The organism is Flavobacterium ammoniigenes (genome assembly GCF_020886055.1).
GTDB classification, from domain to species: domain Bacteria; phylum Bacteroidota; class Bacteroidia; order Flavobacteriales; family Flavobacteriaceae; genus Flavobacterium; species Flavobacterium ammoniigenes.
On sequence record NZ_AP025184.1, the window covers coordinates 1,646,698 to 1,664,404 of the forward strand.

Genomic DNA, 17,707 nt, shown 5'->3' on the forward strand with positions numbered 1-17,707 from the left:
TATGGCATCAGTAATAGAAAAAAAGCTTTTAAAAATACCGGTACTTCGTACTTTAGTGCAGGTTTTTCAGCGAATAAAATTACCTTGGTTGGAAGGTTTATCCTTGTACGATTTAATGGAATTATATATCCGTGGGATAGTCGAAGGTGGATTAACTTACCACGCTAGTGCAGTTGCGTTTAGTTTCTTTATGGCTTTATTTCCATTTGCATTGTTTATTCTCAACTTGATTCCATACATTCCAATTGATGGGTTTCAAGCCGATTTTTTAGAATTTGTAAAAGAAGGAGTGCCACCCAATACTTACGATGCTATTTATAAAATCATTAGCGATATTTTAAATAATAGCCAGTCGAGTTTATTGTCGTATGGATTTCTACTTTCTATTTTTTTAATGGCCAATGGGATATTAGGAATTCTAGGTGGTTTTGAATCTTCGAAACATGTAGTTATTAAACGTGGTTTTTTAAATCAATATATGGTGGCTTTAGGAATTTCTTTGTTGTTGTCCATTTTACTTTTAGTAACTGTCGCTGCAGTGGTAATTTTTGAAGTATTAATTCAACAAACGATAATTCAAGATGTGTTAACAGAACGAATTCCGTTAATTGAATTAGGGCGTTATGCTTTTGTAATAGGGATGATATTAATTACTAGTTCCATTTTGTTAAAATACGGAACAAAGCAGTTTCATAAACCGCATTTTATTAGTATAGGTTCAGTATTTACTACTATATTAATAATTATTTCATCCTATTTTTTTGGTATTTGGGTGGTCCAATTTTCTAAATACAACGAATTGTACGGATCTATTGGAACCTTATTAATTCTGATGTTTTACATATGGATCAATTGTATGATACTTTTGTTAGGATTTGAATTGAATGCCACTATTACAAAACTTAAAAAACAAAATTCTTTAAATGATCTAAGATGAAACAGTTGATTACCCTACTTTTTTGTATTGCTGCAATGAATTCAATGCAATCTCAATCGGTTGTTGGAAAATGGAAAACTATTGATGACGCTACTGGAGAAGCAAAATCTATTGTAGAAGTATTTTCGAAATCAGGAAAAATTTACGCCAAAGTAGTTGATGTTTTGGATCCTGCTGTAAAATATAACCTTTGTAAACAATGTCCTGGAGATGATAAAAATAGACCGATTTTAGGTTTGAACATTATCAAAGGTTTGTCTAAAGACGGAGCTGAATACAATTCGGGTGAAATATTAGATCCAAAAAACGGGAAGTTGTATAAATGTGCACTCTCTTTGGAGTCCAAAGACAAACTTAAAGTTCGCGGCTATATTGGTTTTTCATTAATTGGAAGAACACAATATTGGTATCGAGTTAATTAATTCAATTTTCGAACATGCATTTTGTCGAAGTAATTTTACCACTTTCATTAGCTAAAACCTTTACGTATAGGGTTTCGGAAGCTGAATTTCATTTTGTAAAAAATGGGATGAGGGTGGTGGTTCCTTTTGGCAAAAGCAAAATGTATACGGCTTTAATTATTGGTAAACATCAAAACGAGCCATTGTTGTATGAAGCCAAAGAAATTGATCAAATACTCGATGAAAACCCGATTGTTACCCAAATTCAGATAACACATTGGCAATGGATTGCAAGTTACTATATGTGTGCTATTGGCGATGTGTATCGTGGTGCTATGCCCAGCGCTCTGCTGTTGGAAAGTGAGACGATAGTTTCTCAAAAGCAATCCGTAATTATTGAAGAAAATATACTATCTGATGAAGAATATTTGGTTTATCAAGCGCTACAACAACAAAGTTCGCTTCGAATTCATGATATTACTTCAATCTTAAATAAGAAAAATGTTTTTCCCGTCATCCAAAGATTGATTGACAAAAATGTTTTGGTGCTTCAAGAAGAAGTGCAAGAATTGTACAAACCAAAATGGGTTCGTTATGTGCGATTGCATTCTCGATACCATTCGGATTCGGGTTTAGGTGATTTGTTAGATGCGCTGAAAGGCGCTGCCAAACAAAGAGAAATTGTCTTAACTTACTTCCAGTTGAATGCTAAAGAAAACCATCCTATTTCGGTTAAACAATTAATTGAAGTTGCTAATTCATCCTCTTCCATTGTAAAGGTTTTAATTGAAAAAGAAATTTTCGAAGAGTATTTTATTCAAGAAGATCGCATCAATTTTCAAGGTAATGCACAAGAAGCTGCCTTGGAATTGAGTAAGGCACAACAACAAGCGTGTGATCAAATTACATCTCATTTTGAAACCAAAGAAGTCTGTTTGTTACACGGTCTTACCTCAAGCGGAAAGACGGAAATTTACATTAAGTTAATTGAAGAACAATTGGCTTCTGGAAAACAAGTATTGTATTTGTTGCCCGAAATTGCTTTAACTACTCAGTTAGTAGGTCGTTTGCGTACTTATTTTGGAGACAAAGTAGGAGTGTATCATTCCAAATACAGCAATAATGAAAGAGTTGAACTATGGAAGCAGGTATTGGAACAATCGACTAAAGCGCAAATAGTAATAGGAGCAAGATCGGCTTTGTTTTTACCTTTTTCTAATTTAAGTTTGATTGTAGTGGACGAAGAGCACGAACAAACTTTCAAACAAGTAGATCCTGCGCCACGTTATCATGCTAGAGATGCTGCAATAGTATTAGCCAATGCTCATAAAGCAAAAGTGCTTTTGGGTTCGGCTACGCCAAGTATTGAATCGTATTTCAATGCGCAATCGGATAAATATGGTTTGGTAGAAATTACAGAACGTTACGGAAATGTACAGTTGCCGGAGATTGAATTAGTCGATTTAAAGGACAGTTACTTTCGTAAAAAAATGACGGGACACTTCAGCGAGGCTTTAATTGAAGCCATTACTACTTCCTTGTCGTTGGGCGAACAAGTGATTTTATTTCAAAATAGAAGAGGGTATTCTCCTATAATGGAATGTCTTACTTGTGGTAACGTTCCGCATTGTCAGCAGTGCGATGTAAGTTTGACCTACCACCAACATAAAAACCAATTGCGTTGCCATTATTGTGGTTACGCTATGGCAAAACCAACGCAATGTCATAGTTGTTCAAGTATTGACTTGGCTACCAAAGGTTTTGGTACTGAACAAATTGAACAAGAATTAATCACTATTTTTCCGGATGCCAAAATAGGGCGAATGGATCAAGATACCACTCGTGGCAAATTTGGTTTTGAAAAAATCATTGATAGTTTTAAAAATCAAGAAATTCAGATTTTGGTAGGAACACAAATGCTTGCAAAAGGATTGGATTTTAATAATGTGAGTTTAGTGGGAATTATGAATGCCGACACCATGCTGTATCATCCTGATTTCAGAGCTTTTGAACGAAGTTTCCAAATGATGACTCAGGTTGCTGGACGTTCTGGTCGATCAGAAAAACGCGGAAAAGTAGTTATCCAAACTTATAATCCAAATCACAATACCATTCAACAGGTAACCAATAACGATTATATTGGCATGTACAAAGAACAATTGTATGACCGTCAAATCTATAAATACCCACCGTATTTCAGATTGATTAAACTAACGCTAAAGCACCGTGATTTTGACAAGTTGAAAGAAGGAGCTATGTGGTTGTATCAGGTGATGAGCCAAAATTTAGCATTACCAGTTTTGGGCCCCGAAGAACCACCAATTAGCCGAATCCGAAATGAATACATTCGAACTATATTAATTAAAATCCCGCAAACAACTCCAATTGGATCTACTAAAAAGACAATTCAAAAAATGTTGACTAGTTTTGAGGCGGTTTCTCAATACAGAGCAATCAAAGTGGCGGTTAATGTTGATTATTATTAAATATGAAAGAAAATAATAAAAATTCAAACGGGAATTCAATTGGTGTTGGTGCTGCTTTGGGTTTAGCCGTTGTATTGGCTTATAAATTAATTTGTAAAGACGCTTCATTTAATATCGCATAGGGTGTAGCTGTAGGTGCTGCAATAGGTGCTTTGATAGATTGGTTGCAAATAAGAAAACAAAATTGATCACATAAAATATTGGTATTTTAATTTTGCAATTAATCTTCTGATAAAGTGTTTGGATATTTAAAAATAATGACTATTTTTGCAGCCAATTTAACAAATAAATACATTATTTATGAATCATTATGAAACTGTTTTCATTTTAAATCCCGTTTTATCTGATGTTCAGGTAAAGGAAACAGTAAGCAAATTTGAAGAATTTCTTACTAGTCGTGGAGCTGAAATGGTATCGAAAGAAGACTGGGGTCTTAAAAAAATGGCTTACGAAATTCAAAACAAGAAAAGTGGTTTTTACCATTTATTCGAATTCAAAGTTGCAGGTGAAGTATTAATTGCTTTTGAAACTGAATTTAGACGTGACGAGAGAGTAATGCGTTTCTTAACTGTAAGTTTAGATAAACACGCAATTTCTTGGGCTGAAAGAAGAAGAACAAAACTAAAATCTCAAAAAGCGTAATTATCATGGCAACATTACAACAATCTGCTTCAGGAAAAAAAGACGGGGATATCAGATATCTTACGCCTTTGAACATAGAAACTAACAAAACTAAAAAGTACTGTCGTTTCAAAAAATCAGGTATCAAATATATTGATTATAAAGATGCTGATTTCTTATTGAAATTTGTAAATGAGCAAGGAAAAATTCTTCCTCGTCGTTTAACAGGAACTTCATTGAAATACCAAAGAAAAGTATCAGTTGCTGTGAAAAGAGCACGTCACTTAGCTTTAATGCCATACGTGGCCGATTTATTAAAATAATTTAAACTCAGTTGTTGGTTTCTCCTCCAAGAGAACCTAACTTCTATAACAAGGACAACAACATGGAATTGATTCTTAAACAAGACGTTCAAAATTTAGGTTTTAAAGATGACGTAGTTACTGTGAAAAACGGTTACGGTCGTAATTATTTAATACCACAAGGTTTCGCACAATTAGCTACACCTTCTGCAAAGAAAGTATTAGCTGAAAATTTGAAACAAAGAGCGCACAAAGAAGCTAAAGTGGTTGCAGATGCAAAAGCATTGGCTGAAGCTTTAAAAGCTATCGAAATTAAAATTACTGCAAAAGCAGGTGGCGAAAAATTATTCGGATCAATTACTAACATTGACATCGTTGAAGCATTAGCTAAAGGTGGTCAAGTAATTGATAGAAAATTCGTTACTAGCGGAATTGTTAAACGTACAGGAAAATATACTGCTTCTGTTCGTTTACACAGAGACGTTATTGTAGAATTAGATTACGAAATTGTTGCTGAAAAAGCATAATCTCTAAATCAATATTTTAGAATCCCGATGTAAGTCGGGATTTTTTTTGTTTTAATAGTATTGCGAAGAACGAAGCAATCTCATTTTTTATTTATACTAATTTGAAACTAGTTTATACTACTCCCTCAAAGACATGAAATACGCAAGATTAACCAAAGAACAATTTGAAGAATTACATCCCGAGTTTATCAATTTCTTGGCAAGCCAATCGATTGACAAAGCCGAATGGGATTTGATTAAAGTCAATAAACCTCAAGTAGCCGAACAAGAATTAGATGTTTTTTCGGATTTGATTTGGGAAGGAGTTTTGACCAAAGCAGAGTATTTAGAGCACTTTTCTAAAAATCATATTTTCCTTTTTCAATGTTTTGATACTTATGTGAATTCAATTGTTTTGAAATCATTGGTTCCAGAAGTGGACTTCTTGACTAAAGAAGGCTTACAATGGTTAAGCGATAATATGTTTACCGAAACTATTGAAATGAAAATAGGTAAAAAAGTATTTACGGAAGAGCGAAATGAGTCAATTTTTGCCTTAATTCAGCAAGGAGCCATTTTGAGCGACGGACAATTATATCAACAAATAAATTCGATTATTGAGTCGTAATTGTATTGATAATTCTATTAATTTGGCTATTTTAGTACACTATTTCAAATACTAAAATAGCCAATTTTATTTTCTATGGACATTCAAAATACCATTCAAAACTTACGAGAGGAACTCAATCAACACAATCATAATTATTATGTGTTAGACCAGCCTACTATTTCGGATTATGAGTTTGATTTGAAATTGGCACAATTACAAGATTTAGAAAATCAACACCCTCAGTTTTTTGATGAGAGTTCGCCTACGCAACGTGTCGGTGGGGCAATTACCAAGAATTTTGAAACAGTTCCACACGAACATCGCATGTACTCTCTAGATAATTCCTATTCGAAAGAAGATTTACTAGAATGGGAAAAACGAATTCAAAAAGTGTTGGGAGAGGTACCTTTGGAATACACTTGCGAGCTAAAGTATGATGGTGCCTCTATCAGTATTACCTACGAAAACGGAAAATTGAAACGAGCAGTGACTCGTGGCGATGGATTTCAAGGAGATGATGTGACTAATAATATAAAAACCATTAAATCGGTTCCATTGCAATTGAAAGGAAATTATCCTCCTAAATTTGATGTGCGTGGAGAGATTATTTTGCCTTTTACAGGTTTTGAAAAAATGAACCAAGAGTTGATTGAAATTGGAGAAACTCCCTATTCAAATCCAAGGAATACCGCATCGGGAAGTTTAAAATTGCAAGACAGTACCGAAGTGGCCAAGCGCCCTTTGGATTGTTTGCTGTATTTTCTAATTGGTAACCAACTGCCATTTAATTCGCAATTTGAAAGTTTAGAATCTGCAAGATCTTGGGGATTTAAAGCGCCTAAAGAAGCGAAGCTAGCTAATAACTTAGAAGAAGTGTTTCAATTTATAGACTATTGGGATACGCACCGTCATAATTTGCCGTACGAAACAGACGGAGTAGTAGTGAAGGTAAATTCCTTTCAATACCAAGAAGAATTAGGGTATACGGCCAAATCACCTCGTTGGGCCATCGCCTATAAATTTAAGTCGGAGCAAGTAGCTACACGTTTGAATTCTATTTCCTATCAAGTGGGTAGAACAGGTTCGATTACACCTGTGGCCAATTTGGAACCGGTACAATTGGCTGGAACTATTGTGAAACGCGCTTCGTTGCACAATGCGGACCAAATAGAAAAATTAGATATTCGTGTTGGAGACACCGTTTTTGTTGAAAAAGGGGGTGAAATTATTCCCAAAATCATTGCGGTAGATGTGGCACAACGTGATTTATTTGCTGAGCCAACTAGCTATATTACACATTGTCCGGAATGTCAAACCGAATTAGTTCGTATTGAAGGAGAGGCCAATCATTATTGCCCTAATTTTTACGGCTGTCCGCCGCAGATTATTGGTAGAATTCAACACTATATTTCAAGAAAAGCAATGGATATTGAAGGGCTTGGAGGCGAAACGGTAGCCTTGTTATTCAATAATGGATTGGTTCGTAATTATGCTGATTTGTATGAATTGAAAGTAGAACAGATTTTGCCTTTGGAACGAATGGCTCAGAAATCGGCAGAGAATTTAGTCAACGGGGTTTCACTTTCTAAAAATATCCCTTTTGAGCGCGTATTGTTTGCATTAGGAATCCGTTATGTTGGAGAAACAGTTGCCAAAAAATTAGCCAAGCATTATAAAAATATCGACGCCCTTCGTCAAGCTAGTTTGATGGACTTGATTTTGGTTGACGAAATAGGGGAGCGCATTGCACAAAGCGTCATTGATTTTTTTGACAATCAAGACAATCAAATGATAGTCGATCGACTTAAAAACTATGGTATTCAATTTGAACTTGTAGAAAAATTTAACCCCAATGCGACTGATAAATTGGAAGGTAAAACCTTTGTAGTATCGGGAGTATTTACTTTATTTTCTAGAGACGAATTAAAACAAGCTATTGAAGACAATGGTGGAAAAGTGGGAAGTTCTATTTCAGCTAAAACTGATTATGTAGTAGCAGGTGATAATATGGGGCCAGCCAAATTAGATAAGGCGAATAAACTGAACATTCCGATTATAACTGAAGAGGATTTCAAAACGATGATTTCTTAATTATTCTGTTTCATCTTTTTTATCCACATAGATACCGATGCTATTACAGTGATAAAAAAAACGAGGGCTATCAATTGCCAGTAGGTTTTGAAGAAATCGACAAAATAAATACCAATTAAAATATAAGCAGAAGCAATGCATAATTTCAATGGAATGAATTCAGCATTAGTCCAAGTGGTTTTTAATTTGAAGAAGTTTTTCATTATATAGTTTGAATTACACCACTATCGATTTCCCTTTTGCAATGTTTTGTTTGTTGTTATCAAAGTAAAAATCAATACGTCCTAAGTTGATTCCATAACAACCTACTTGATTCACCAATACGTCTTTCCCTACTTTATTTTTAACCACCGTTGGTTTGTCTAAAAAAGTGTGCGTATGACCTCCAATTATTAAATCAATATCTTCGGTAAGTGCAGCCAATTTCAAATCACTAATTTTATCGGCATCTTCTTTTCCGTATTTGTAACCAAGGTGAGACAAACAAATTACCAAATCGCATTGTTGTTCTTTTTTCAAGATGCGCACCATGTCTTGGCTAATTTCAATTGGGTCATTGTAAACGGTTTCTTTGTACCCTTTTTTATCTACTAATCCTTCCAATTCTATACCAAGTCCAAAAATACCAATTTTAATTCCGTCCTTGATGAATATTTTGTAGGGTTTTACAAATTCGTCCATGACAGTATTCTTAAAATCATAATTGGCTGATATGAATTCAAAAGTAGCATGAGGCATTTGCGCTCGTAAACCATCAATTCCATTATCAAAATCGTGATTTCCAATTGTAGACGCATCGTATTGCATCATACTCATTAATTTGAATTCCAATTCTCCACCATAGTAATTAAAATATGGAGTACCTTGAAAAATATCACCTGCATCCAACAGTAAAACATTTGGAGTTTCCTTTCGAATAGATTCAATTAAAGCAGCCCTTTTACTTACTCCGCCCATATTGGCATTCCGGGGATCGTCAGCAGGAAATGGGTCGATGTGACTATGTACGTCATTAGTATGCAAAATGGTAATTTTTTTAATTTCATCTGATTTGAAACTGCTTAATGACAATCCCAATCCAACAAAAGCAGAACCTGCTGCTGTTTTTTCTATAAAATCTCTTCTTTTCATTGTCTGTTTCTTTTGGGAGTTATTCTTCTATTATTCGAATATCGTTAATTACTGGAATCGTGTCAACTTCTTTGAAATAATCGATTAAGATATTGCGAATTTTATAATCCAAATCATATTTCTGAATCCCTTTTTTGAAAAAATTCATATTGTCTCCGCCATTGGCCAAATAATCATTAGTTGCAACATAATAAATGGCATTGTTGTTCAGTGGTTTTCCCTGAACTAGAATGTTCTTTGCCGTTGCATCTTTAGCTATTGTAAACGTTAATCCAGACAGGGGGTGGGATTTTTTAGTTGCAATAAAATAGGTTACTAATTCTTGTATTTGTTCTCCTTTTAATGCTACAACAACTAGACTATTTTCAAAAGGCATGATTTCAAATGCAGTGCGAGCAGTTACGTTTCCTTTTGGAAGAATAGATCGAATTCCACCACTATTCAAAATGCAAATAGCAATTGATTTTTTTTCTCTCAATTGAAACACTTTTTCTCCCGCATTTAATGAAACATCTGCCATCAAATTCCCTAATGGTGATTGCCACTTACCATTACTCTTATCTAATGTTTCAGGATTATAAGCAATTACGGCACTTAAGTCATCATCTATATGATTTCTGTAGGGAGTTATAAAGGATTCTATTGTTGAATTTTGAGCTATTGCTGAGGCAATTGGTACTCGTTTTCCTTCAATTTTTGTCAGTTCATAATGCGTTTTAGCGCAGGAAACAATTGTTAAAGCTGTTATAATTATAACAAAAAGTTTGAAAAATTGATTATACTTTTTTAGTTTTACCATTTCTAATGCCAATTATTAATTAGTTTTGTAACTAGGTAAATGTACTATGTTTTTAAATTATTTCAAGAATTTATTATTAAAATATACATTAAGAAATAAATGGCAAGATGTCAGTTCTTTATCTGGTACTAACGCAATATGTTCAGTTGGATTATTGATAGACGAAACTAATTTTTTTGAAAAAGAACAATTAATTAAAGAATTGATTTCAAACGGTTTGTCTGCTAATTCTGTAAGTATTCTAGTTTATAGAGAAACAATTGATAAAAAGGAAGTCTATTCTCAATATACTTTTAATTCATCTATTTTGGATTGGAAAGGTACAATAGGGGATGCTGTTGTGACTGAATTTATTCAAACAGAATTTGATTTATTGGTGAGTTATTATGAAATAGAAAAAGCAATTTTATTGCTAATAACAAACAATTCTAAAGCCAAATTTAAAGTTGGGCTTTCATCAATTGATAAACGATTCAATCATTTAACGATAACAACTCGAATTAGTAATTATTCGATTTTTGCGCATGAATTATTTAAATATTTAAAAATATTAAACAAAATAGAATTGTAATATGCAATCATTAATAGGAACTGGTGTTGCTCTTGTAACTCCTTTTAAAGCAGATTTTTCAATTGATACTGAAGCCTTAATTCGTATTGTAAATTTTTCGATTGAAGGCGGTGTGGAATATCTAGTTGTATTAGGAACCACTGCTGAAAATGCAACCTTAAGCGCGTTAGAAAAAGAAAAAGTGATCGCTACAGTTGTCGAAGCTAATAAAGGTCGATTGCCTTTAGTTCTTGGGGTTGGGGGTAATAATACAATGGAAGTTGTGGCAGAATTACAAACCCGAGATTTAAATGCTTTTGCTGCAATTTTATCGGTATCTCCTTACTATGTAAAACCTACACAAGAAGGAATTTACCAGCATTTCAAAGCTGTTGCTGAAGCTTCGCCAATACCAGTTATTTTATATAATGTACCAGGAAGAACTTCTAGTAATATGTTGCCAGAAACTGTGATTCGTTTAGCAACGGATTTTGATAATATCGTCGCTATTAAAGAAGCGTCTGGAGACATTGTTCAGGGCATGCAATTACTTAAAAATAAACCTAAAGATTTCTTGGTTATTTCTGGAGATGATATGACAGCCTTGTCTTTGATTTTAGCTGGTGGATCAGGAGTTATTTCAGTTATTGGGCAAGGATTTCCATCCATTTTCTCAGAAATGATTCGCTTGGGATTGAATCGAAAAGTGGATCAAGCGTTTCAAATTTTATATACATTGACTTCTTGTATTGATATGATTTTTGAGCAAGGTAATCCAGCAGGGATTAAACAAGTGTTTCAATCCTTAGGAATAGCTGATAATACAGTACGTTTGCCATTAGTAAAAGTAGATGAATCGCTGGCCAATCGAATAGATCAATTTGTGCATAAAAGCAATAATTAGAGTCAATTTCTTTTGCTTTTTTTTAACTTAAAAATATTTTGTAGTCGCTAAATTAATACCTAAATTTGCGACCTTAACTTCGGTATGCTTGTATCAGGTTGATTTCAATCTGAACTAAACGTATTTTAAAGTATATTAATGAAAAAAATTGTATCACTCTTAATCATCATTGTTCTTTTGGCTTCGTGTAACGAATACCAAAAAGCACTGAAATCCGAAGACCCTGCCGTTAAATTAGTAATGGCAACTAAAATGTACGAAGCAAAAAATTACAATAAAGCAATTCGTATTTTTGAACAAATTGCATCCGTTTATAGAGGAAAACCGGAATCAGAGAATTTGTATTATATGTTTTCGCAATCGTATTACAAAACAAAACAGTATTATTTGGCAGGATATCAATTTGAAAGTTTTGTATCTAGTTTTCCTAAAAGTGATAAAGTACAAGAAGCTTCTTTTTTAGGCGCCAAAAGTTATTCTATGTTGTCTCCAGTTTATTCCTTAGACCAAACCGATACTACTAAGGCGATTGAAAAATTACAAACATTCATTGATACCTATCCTAATTCTACCTATTTAGCCGAAGCCAATTCAATTGTTAAAAATCTTAATGAAAAATTAGAACGTAAGGTTTTTGAAAATGCCAAAGGGTACAATACCATTTCCGATTACAAATCGGCTTTAGTCGCATTAGATAATTTTATTGCTGATTATCCAGGTACTCCTTTTAAAGAAGAAGCTTTGTTCTATAAATTTGATTCAGCTTACCAGTTAGGAATTAACAGTGTGCCTGCCAAAATGGAAGAACGTTTAAATGTAGCTAAAGTTGCCTATGCCAATTTGATTAAGTACAAAGCCGAAACTAAATACAAAAAACAAGCAGACGAAATGTTTGCCCGTGTGGAAAAAGATTTACAAAAATATATTAAATAAATAAAGTCATGGATTTAAAAAAGACGAATGCTCCAGTAAATACAATTACTTACAACAAAACAGTAATTGAAGAACCTACTGGTAACGTGTATGAAGCAATAACCATTATGGCTAAAAGAGCAAATCAAATCAATTCTGAAATCAAAAAAGAATTGACTGAGAAGTTAGAAGAATTTGCTACTTACAACGACAGTTTGGAAGAAGTTTTTGAAAACAAAGAACAAATTGAAGTGTCAAAATTCTACGAAAAATTGCCTAAGCCACATGCTTTAGCAGTGCAAGAATGGTTAGACGGAAAAATCTACCACAGAGACTCAAACAAATAATACTTTACCATGTCAGTTTTAAACGGTAAGAAAATTTTGCTAGGTATTTCTGGCGGAATTGCAGCCTATAAAACTGCTTCATTGGTAAGACTCTTCATAAAAGCAGGTGCACATGTCCAAGTGATCATGACACCTGCTTCTAAGGTTTTTGTAACCCCACTTACGCTAGCCACCTTATCTAAAAATCCCGTTTATTCTACTTTTTACGAAACTCCAGATGATGTGTCCGTTGAGGAACATCAGGCGCTAGGAGAAGGAGTTTGGAATAATCATGTTGAATTAGCACTTTGGGCTGATATAATGCTAATTGCTCCCGCTACTGCCAATACCTTGTCAAAAATGGCTTCTGGCACTTGTGATAACTTGCTTTTAGCTACCTATTTATCAGCTAAATGTCCTGTGTATTTTGCCCCAGCCATGGATTTGGACATGTACAAACATCCAAGTACATTGGCTAATTTTAAAGCATTACACGAATTTGGGAATACCATAATTCCTGCCGAAAGTGGCGAATTAGCCAGTGGTTTATCTGGCGAAGGAAGAATGGCAGAGCCTGAAAATATAGTTGCTTTTATTGAAGCAGACTTAGCTAATCAATTACCTCTTAAAGGAAAAACAATATTAGTTACCGCTGGCCCAACCTATGAAGCGATTGATCCTGTTCGTTTTATTGGGAATCATTCATCAGGCAAAATGGGATATGATATCGCTTTGTGTGCAGCACAGTTAGGCGCATCCGTACTATTAGTTTCGGGTCCCTCTCATTGTAAAGCCAATCACACAGGAATTCAAATACTACCTGTTGTTTCTGCTCAAGAAATGTATGATGTTTGTCTAACCTATTTTTCACAAGTTGACGTAGCTATTGCAGCAGCTGCAGTTGCTGATTATAAGCCCAAAAATGTAGCGTCGCAAAAAATTAAAAAATCAGATGCTGAATTTTCAATCGAATTAGAAAAAACAAAAGATATTTTGGCCTATATGGGTGCTGTGAAAAAAAACCAGATGGTAATAGGTTTTGCTTTGGAAACGGAAAACGAAATTGAAAACGCTAATTTGAAGATTCAGAAAAAAAACTTAGATTTGATTGTTTTAAATTCGCTTCAAGATGATGGCGCTGGTTTTCAAAAGGAAACCAATAAAGTCACTTTCATTGATAAAAATTTCAATATTCAACCCATGGAATTGAAGTCTAAAGAAGCTGTAGCAGCAGATATTATAAACAAGGTAATAGCCTATTTCAATGCGTAGACAAATTGTTGTATTCATTTTATTGATAGGAATAACGGTACAATCCCAACAGTTAAATTGTACTGTTACAGTTAATGCACAACAAATTACCAATGTAAATCAGCAAATTTTTAAAACATTACAATCTTCTTTAACTGATTTTGTGAATAAAACTGATTGGACAGGACAACTGATGAAACAAAACGAAAAAATCAGTTGTGCTATTTATATCAACTTAACTAGTGGTTCAACCGATCAATTCTCAGGAACAATTCAGGTACAATCGTCTCGTCCTATTTTTGATTCTACCTATTCCAGTCCGGTATTTAATTTTAACGATAAGGATTTTAATTTCAGATATACTGAATTTGAAAATTTGATATACAATCCCAATACTTTTGATTCCAATTTAGTAGCTGTAATATCCTATTACTGCCATATTATTCTTGGATTAGATGCCGATTCGTTCGTTGAACGATCTGGAACTTCTTTTTTAGAAGCCGCTCAGAATATCGCAACCTTGTCTCAACAAGGTGGTTACAAAGGTTGGGCGCAATCAGAAGGCAATCAAAATCGCTATTTTTTAATTAACGATTTGTTGTCGCCTACATTCAGTGAGATACGCTCGGCTTCGTTTCATTATCACACAGCTTTAGATGGAATGACTAAGGATTCAAAATTGGCGAAAGAAAATGTAAAAACTGCGCTAATTGGATTAAGAAAAGTTCATGATGTTCGTCCTAATTCTTTTTTAACAAGAGTGTTTTTTGATGCTAAATCGGATGAGATAGTTTCAATATTTTCTGGAGGACCAAGTATTTCCATCACTGATTTAGTTGATAATTTGAATAGGATTTCCCCAATGAATTCAAGTAAATGGAGTTCGATTAAATTCTAAAATTAAACCAAGCTATACTATAAATGATTACATCACTTTCGATAAAAAACTATGCATTAATTGAAAAATTGGCGATCGATTTTTCAAAAGGATTCTCTATTATCACAGGGGAGACTGGTGCTGGTAAATCGATTATTTTGGGTGCCATGGGGTTAGTTTTGGGAAAACGTGCCGATTTATCATCTCTTAAAAATAAAGAAGAAAAATGTGTTATAGAAGCCTATTTTGATATTTCAAAATACAATTTAAAACCCTTTTTTGAAGCGAATGATTTGGATTACGAAGACGAAACAATTATTCGTCGCGAAATTCTACCTTCAGGGAAATCCAGAGCCTTTATCAATGATAGTCCGGTAAATTTGCAAGAATTACAAGATTTAAGTTTGTTTTTGATTGACATTCACTCGCAACAGCAAACCCAAGAATTATCTGAGGAAACAGTCCAGTTCACTATTGTCGATGCTATAGCAGACAATCAATCGGAAATTGACCATTATCAATCCCTTTTGAAAAGTTATAAAGAAGATCAATCTCGTTTAAATGGACTTTTAAATACGCAAGCTGAATCAATTAAAGAGCAAGAATACAATACTTTTTTACTTAACGAATTGGTTTCTGCCCAATTAAAATCGGGCGAACAAGAACAATTGGAATCCGATTTTGAAAAGCTAAATAATGTAGAAACTATTAAAGAAGCAGTAGATAAGTCTTTGGCTTTGGCCAATGAAGAGCAAATTGGCGCTTTGTCGACTTTAAAAGATATTAAAATCGCATTGCAAAAAATTGCTTCTTTCGCCCCCGAATATGCCGACTTGTTAGAGCGTATTTCTAGTTTGTCTATTGAATTAGACGATATTTCAGATGAATTGACCAATTGTTCTGAAAAACTGATTAATGACCCAGTACAATTGGATTTGATAAGTGAGAAATTGCAAATCATTTTCAATTTGCAGAAAAAACATCAAGTTACTAGTGTTGATGAGTTATTAGCTATTCAATCAAGCTTGGAAAACACCTTATTTGAATTAGGAAATTTAGAAAGTGAGATTGCTAATTTATCACAAACTATTCAAGATAAAACCAATGAATTGGATGCATTAGGACAAATAATACATCAAAAACGATCCAATGCGGTACCAGTTTTGTCAGACAAATTAGTAACTATTTTAGCTACTTTAGGAATGCCAAATGTGCGTTTTAATATTGAAATTAATGCCGTTGATAACTATTATAAAAATGGAAAAGACGAAATTAATTTTTTGTTTTCAGCTAACAAAGGAACTGATTTTGGTTTACTCAAAAAAGTAGCTTCAGGAGGGGAGATGTCACGAATTATGCTAGCAGTGAAAGCGATTTTAGCACAATACTCCAAATTACCAACCTTAATTTTTGACGAAATTGACACAGGTGTTTCTGGAGAAATTGCAGTTAGAATGGGAGAGATTATGAAGGAAATGAGTCAAACAATGCAAATTTTTGCCATTACCCATTTACCACAAATTGCTGCGAAAGGGAATGCCCATTTTAAAGTATTCAAATCTACAGTTGGAGAGGATACACAATCCGAATTACAACTATTAAATGAAGAAGAAAGAATTATAGAAATTGCTCAAATGTTATCAGGAACAGTAGTTTCTGAATCCGCTCTAAATCACGCCAAATCCTTGTTGAACTAAAGATTTGGTTTATATTTGCACACTACTAAACAACACATTAAGTAACTATTTAGAATTAAAGATATGATTATAGAACCTAGAATGAGAGGATTTATTTGCTTGACAGCACACCCAGCTGGATGTGAGCAAAATGTAAAAAATCAAATAGCATACGTACAATCTAAAGGATCAATCAATGGACCAAAACGCGTTTTAGTGATTGGTGCTTCAACAGGATTTGGATTGGCTTCAAGAATTACAAGTGCCTTTGGTTCTAATGCAGCAACTCTTGGTGTTTTTTTTGAGAAAGCTCCTGCTGAAGGGAAAACCGCATCACCAGGTTGGTACAACTCCGCTGCCTTCGAAAAAGAAGCTACTAAAGCTGGTTTGTATGCTAAAAGTATCAACGGAGATGCTTTCTCTAACGAAGTAAAGCAACAAGCAATTGATTTAATCAAAGCCGATATGGGTCAAATTGATTTAGTAATCTATAGTTTGGCTTCTCCAGTGCGTATGCATCCGGGAACTGGTGTATTACATCGTTCCACTTTGAAACCAATTGGAGGAACTTTTACCAATAAAACGGTTGATTTTCATACTGGAAATGTGACTCAAGTTTCTATCGAACCGGCCAACCAAGAAGATATCGATAATACGGTTGTGGTTATGGGTGGTGAAGATTGGTCGATGTGGATGAATGCCTTGAAAGATGCCAATGTTTTAGCAGAAGGAGCCACAACAGTTGCCTATTCGTATATTGGACCTGAGGTTACAGAAGCAGTTTATAGAAAAGGAACTATTGGTCAAGCCAAAGATCATTTGGAAGCTACTGCTTTTGAAATTTCGAAAGACTTAGCAACATTGAATGGAAAAGCATATGTATCTGTAAACAAAGCATTAGTTACACAAGCAAGTTCAGCCATTCCGGTTATTCCATTGTATATTTCATTGTTATACAAAATCATGAAAGCAGAAGGAATTCATGAGGGTTGTATCGAACAAATTCAACGTTTGTATGCACAGCGTTTATATACCGGAGAAGCAGTTCCAACAGATGACAAAGGAAGAATTCGTATTGATGATTGGGAAATGCGTGACGATGTGCAATCAAAAGTTGCCGCTTTGTGGAAAGAATCTACCACTGAATCTTTGCCAGAAATTGGTGATTTAGCGGGTTATAAACAAGATTTCTTGAACCTATTTGGTTTTGGATTTGAGGGAGTAGATTATTTGGCTGATGCCAATGAAATGGTACATGTGCCAAGTATTTCATAATTCTCGATCTCATTAAAATTGAAATGCGCCCAATGTGGCGCATTTTTTTTTA

The 17,707-nt window shown here is 34.1% G+C and carries 19 protein-coding genes; 16 read left to right on the plus strand and 3 right to left on the minus strand.

The genetic code is table 11. The annotated features are described in order from the left end of the window. Nucleotide 1: 1 nt before the first annotated feature. From LPC21_RS07585 to ligA, 8 genes are all read left to right on the plus strand, one after another. Nucleotides 2-937, plus strand: coding sequence for a YihY/virulence factor BrkB family protein (locus LPC21_RS07585; RefSeq protein ID WP_229316565.1), 936 nt, complete (start codon nt 2-4; stop codon nt 935-937). Continuing rightward, nucleotides 934-1,359 (plus strand): DUF2147 domain-containing protein, encoded by a 426-nt coding sequence (locus LPC21_RS07590; protein ID WP_229316566.1) that lies wholly within the window; start codon nt 934-936, stop codon nt 1,357-1,359. Before LPC21_RS07585 ends, LPC21_RS07590 begins: the two co-directional genes overlap by 4 nt. A gap of 14 nt (nt 1,360-1,373) precedes the next feature. Next, nucleotides 1,374-3,824: a replication restart helicase PriA gene (gene priA / locus LPC21_RS07595; protein WP_229316567.1), complete on the plus strand. Its 2,451-nt coding sequence runs from the start codon at nt 1,374-1,376 to the stop codon at nt 3,822-3,824. A gap of 300 nt (nt 3,825-4,124) precedes the next feature. Beyond that, nucleotides 4,125-4,466: a 30S ribosomal protein S6 gene (gene rpsF / locus LPC21_RS07600; RefSeq protein WP_229316568.1), complete on the plus strand. Its 342-nt coding sequence runs from the start codon at nt 4,125-4,127 to the stop codon at nt 4,464-4,466. 5 nt (nt 4,467-4,471) lie between these two features. Beyond that, on the plus strand, nt 4,472-4,768 hold the full coding sequence (gene rpsR, locus LPC21_RS07605) for a 30S ribosomal protein S18 (RefSeq protein WP_007138295.1): 297 nt from the start codon (nt 4,472-4,474) through the stop codon (nt 4,766-4,768). Nucleotides 4,769-4,830: 62 nt separating this feature from the next. Next, the gene (rplI, locus tag LPC21_RS07610; RefSeq protein WP_229316569.1) at nt 4,831-5,274 is read left to right on the plus strand and encodes a 50S ribosomal protein L9; all 444 of its coding nucleotides are present in this window, start codon (nt 4,831-4,833) and stop codon (nt 5,272-5,274) included. Nucleotides 5,275-5,407: 133 nt separating this feature from the next. Then, nucleotides 5,408-5,881 (plus strand): DUF6495 family protein, encoded by a 474-nt coding sequence (locus LPC21_RS07615; protein WP_229316570.1) that lies wholly within the window; start codon nt 5,408-5,410, stop codon nt 5,879-5,881. 75 nt (nt 5,882-5,956) lie between these two features. Then, nucleotides 5,957-7,954: an NAD-dependent DNA ligase LigA gene (gene ligA, locus LPC21_RS07620; RefSeq protein WP_229316571.1), complete on the plus strand. Its 1,998-nt coding sequence runs from the start codon at nt 5,957-5,959 to the stop codon at nt 7,952-7,954. Here the strand turns inward: ligA and LPC21_RS07625 are convergent. Genes LPC21_RS07625 through LPC21_RS07635 form a run of 3 tightly spaced genes read right to left on the minus strand, consistent with a single transcriptional unit; the run spans nt 7,951 to nt 9,884 of the window. Beyond that, a complete protein-coding gene (locus tag LPC21_RS07625) occupies nt 7,951-8,157 on the minus strand; it encodes a hypothetical protein (protein WP_229316572.1) in 207 nt (68 codons plus the stop codon). The two genes, ligA and LPC21_RS07625, sit on opposite strands and share 4 nt — an antisense overlap. A gap of 13 nt (nt 8,158-8,170) precedes the next feature. After that, entirely contained in the window at nt 8,171-9,085 is a 915-nt protein-coding gene (locus LPC21_RS07630; protein ID WP_229316573.1) for a bifunctional metallophosphatase/5'-nucleotidase, read from the minus strand. A gap of 19 nt (nt 9,086-9,104) precedes the next feature. Further along, on the minus strand, nt 9,105-9,884 hold the full coding sequence (locus LPC21_RS07635; protein ID WP_229318568.1) for a 5'-nucleotidase C-terminal domain-containing protein: 780 nt from the start codon (nt 9,882-9,884) through the stop codon (nt 9,105-9,107). 46 nt (nt 9,885-9,930) lie between these two features. On the opposite strand from LPC21_RS07635, the gene LPC21_RS07640 reads away from it, so the two are divergent. The 8 genes from LPC21_RS07640 to fabV all read left to right on the plus strand — a co-directional run bounded on the left by LPC21_RS07640 (nt 9,931) and on the right by fabV (nt 17,655). Continuing rightward, complete coding sequence (locus tag LPC21_RS07640) at nt 9,931-10,455, plus strand: DUF6913 domain-containing protein (protein ID WP_229316574.1); 525 nt, start codon at nt 9,931-9,933, stop codon at nt 10,453-10,455. 1 nt (nt 10,456) lies between these two features. After that, nucleotides 10,457-11,338 (plus strand): 4-hydroxy-tetrahydrodipicolinate synthase, encoded by an 882-nt coding sequence (gene dapA / locus LPC21_RS07645; RefSeq protein ID WP_229316575.1) that lies wholly within the window; start codon nt 10,457-10,459, stop codon nt 11,336-11,338. Nucleotides 11,339-11,476: 138 nt separating this feature from the next. Further along, entirely contained in the window at nt 11,477-12,271 is a 795-nt protein-coding gene (locus LPC21_RS07650; RefSeq protein ID WP_229316576.1) for an outer membrane protein assembly factor BamD, read from the plus strand. Between the two features lie 8 nt (nt 12,272-12,279). Next, nucleotides 12,280-12,597, plus strand: coding sequence for a DNA-directed RNA polymerase subunit omega (locus LPC21_RS07655; protein ID WP_026709525.1), 318 nt, complete (start codon nt 12,280-12,282; stop codon nt 12,595-12,597). A gap of 9 nt (nt 12,598-12,606) precedes the next feature. Continuing rightward, complete coding sequence (gene coaBC, locus LPC21_RS07660) at nt 12,607-13,848, plus strand: bifunctional phosphopantothenoylcysteine decarboxylase/phosphopantothenate--cysteine ligase CoaBC (protein WP_229316577.1); 1,242 nt, start codon at nt 12,607-12,609, stop codon at nt 13,846-13,848. Then, nucleotides 13,841-14,725 (plus strand): type IX secretion system protein PorD, encoded by an 885-nt coding sequence (porD, locus tag LPC21_RS07665; protein ID WP_229316578.1) that lies wholly within the window; start codon nt 13,841-13,843, stop codon nt 14,723-14,725. Before coaBC ends, porD begins: the two co-directional genes overlap by 8 nt. Nucleotides 14,726-14,748: 23 nt before the next feature. After that, nucleotides 14,749-16,401, plus strand: coding sequence for a DNA repair protein RecN (recN, locus tag LPC21_RS07670; protein ID WP_229316579.1), 1,653 nt, complete (start codon nt 14,749-14,751; stop codon nt 16,399-16,401). A gap of 63 nt (nt 16,402-16,464) precedes the next feature. Then, nucleotides 16,465-17,655, plus strand: a complete 1,191-nt coding sequence (fabV, locus tag LPC21_RS07675) for an enoyl-ACP reductase FabV (RefSeq protein WP_229316580.1) — start codon at nt 16,465-16,467, stop codon at nt 17,653-17,655. The last annotated feature ends 52 nt before the right edge of the window (nt 17,656-17,707 follow it).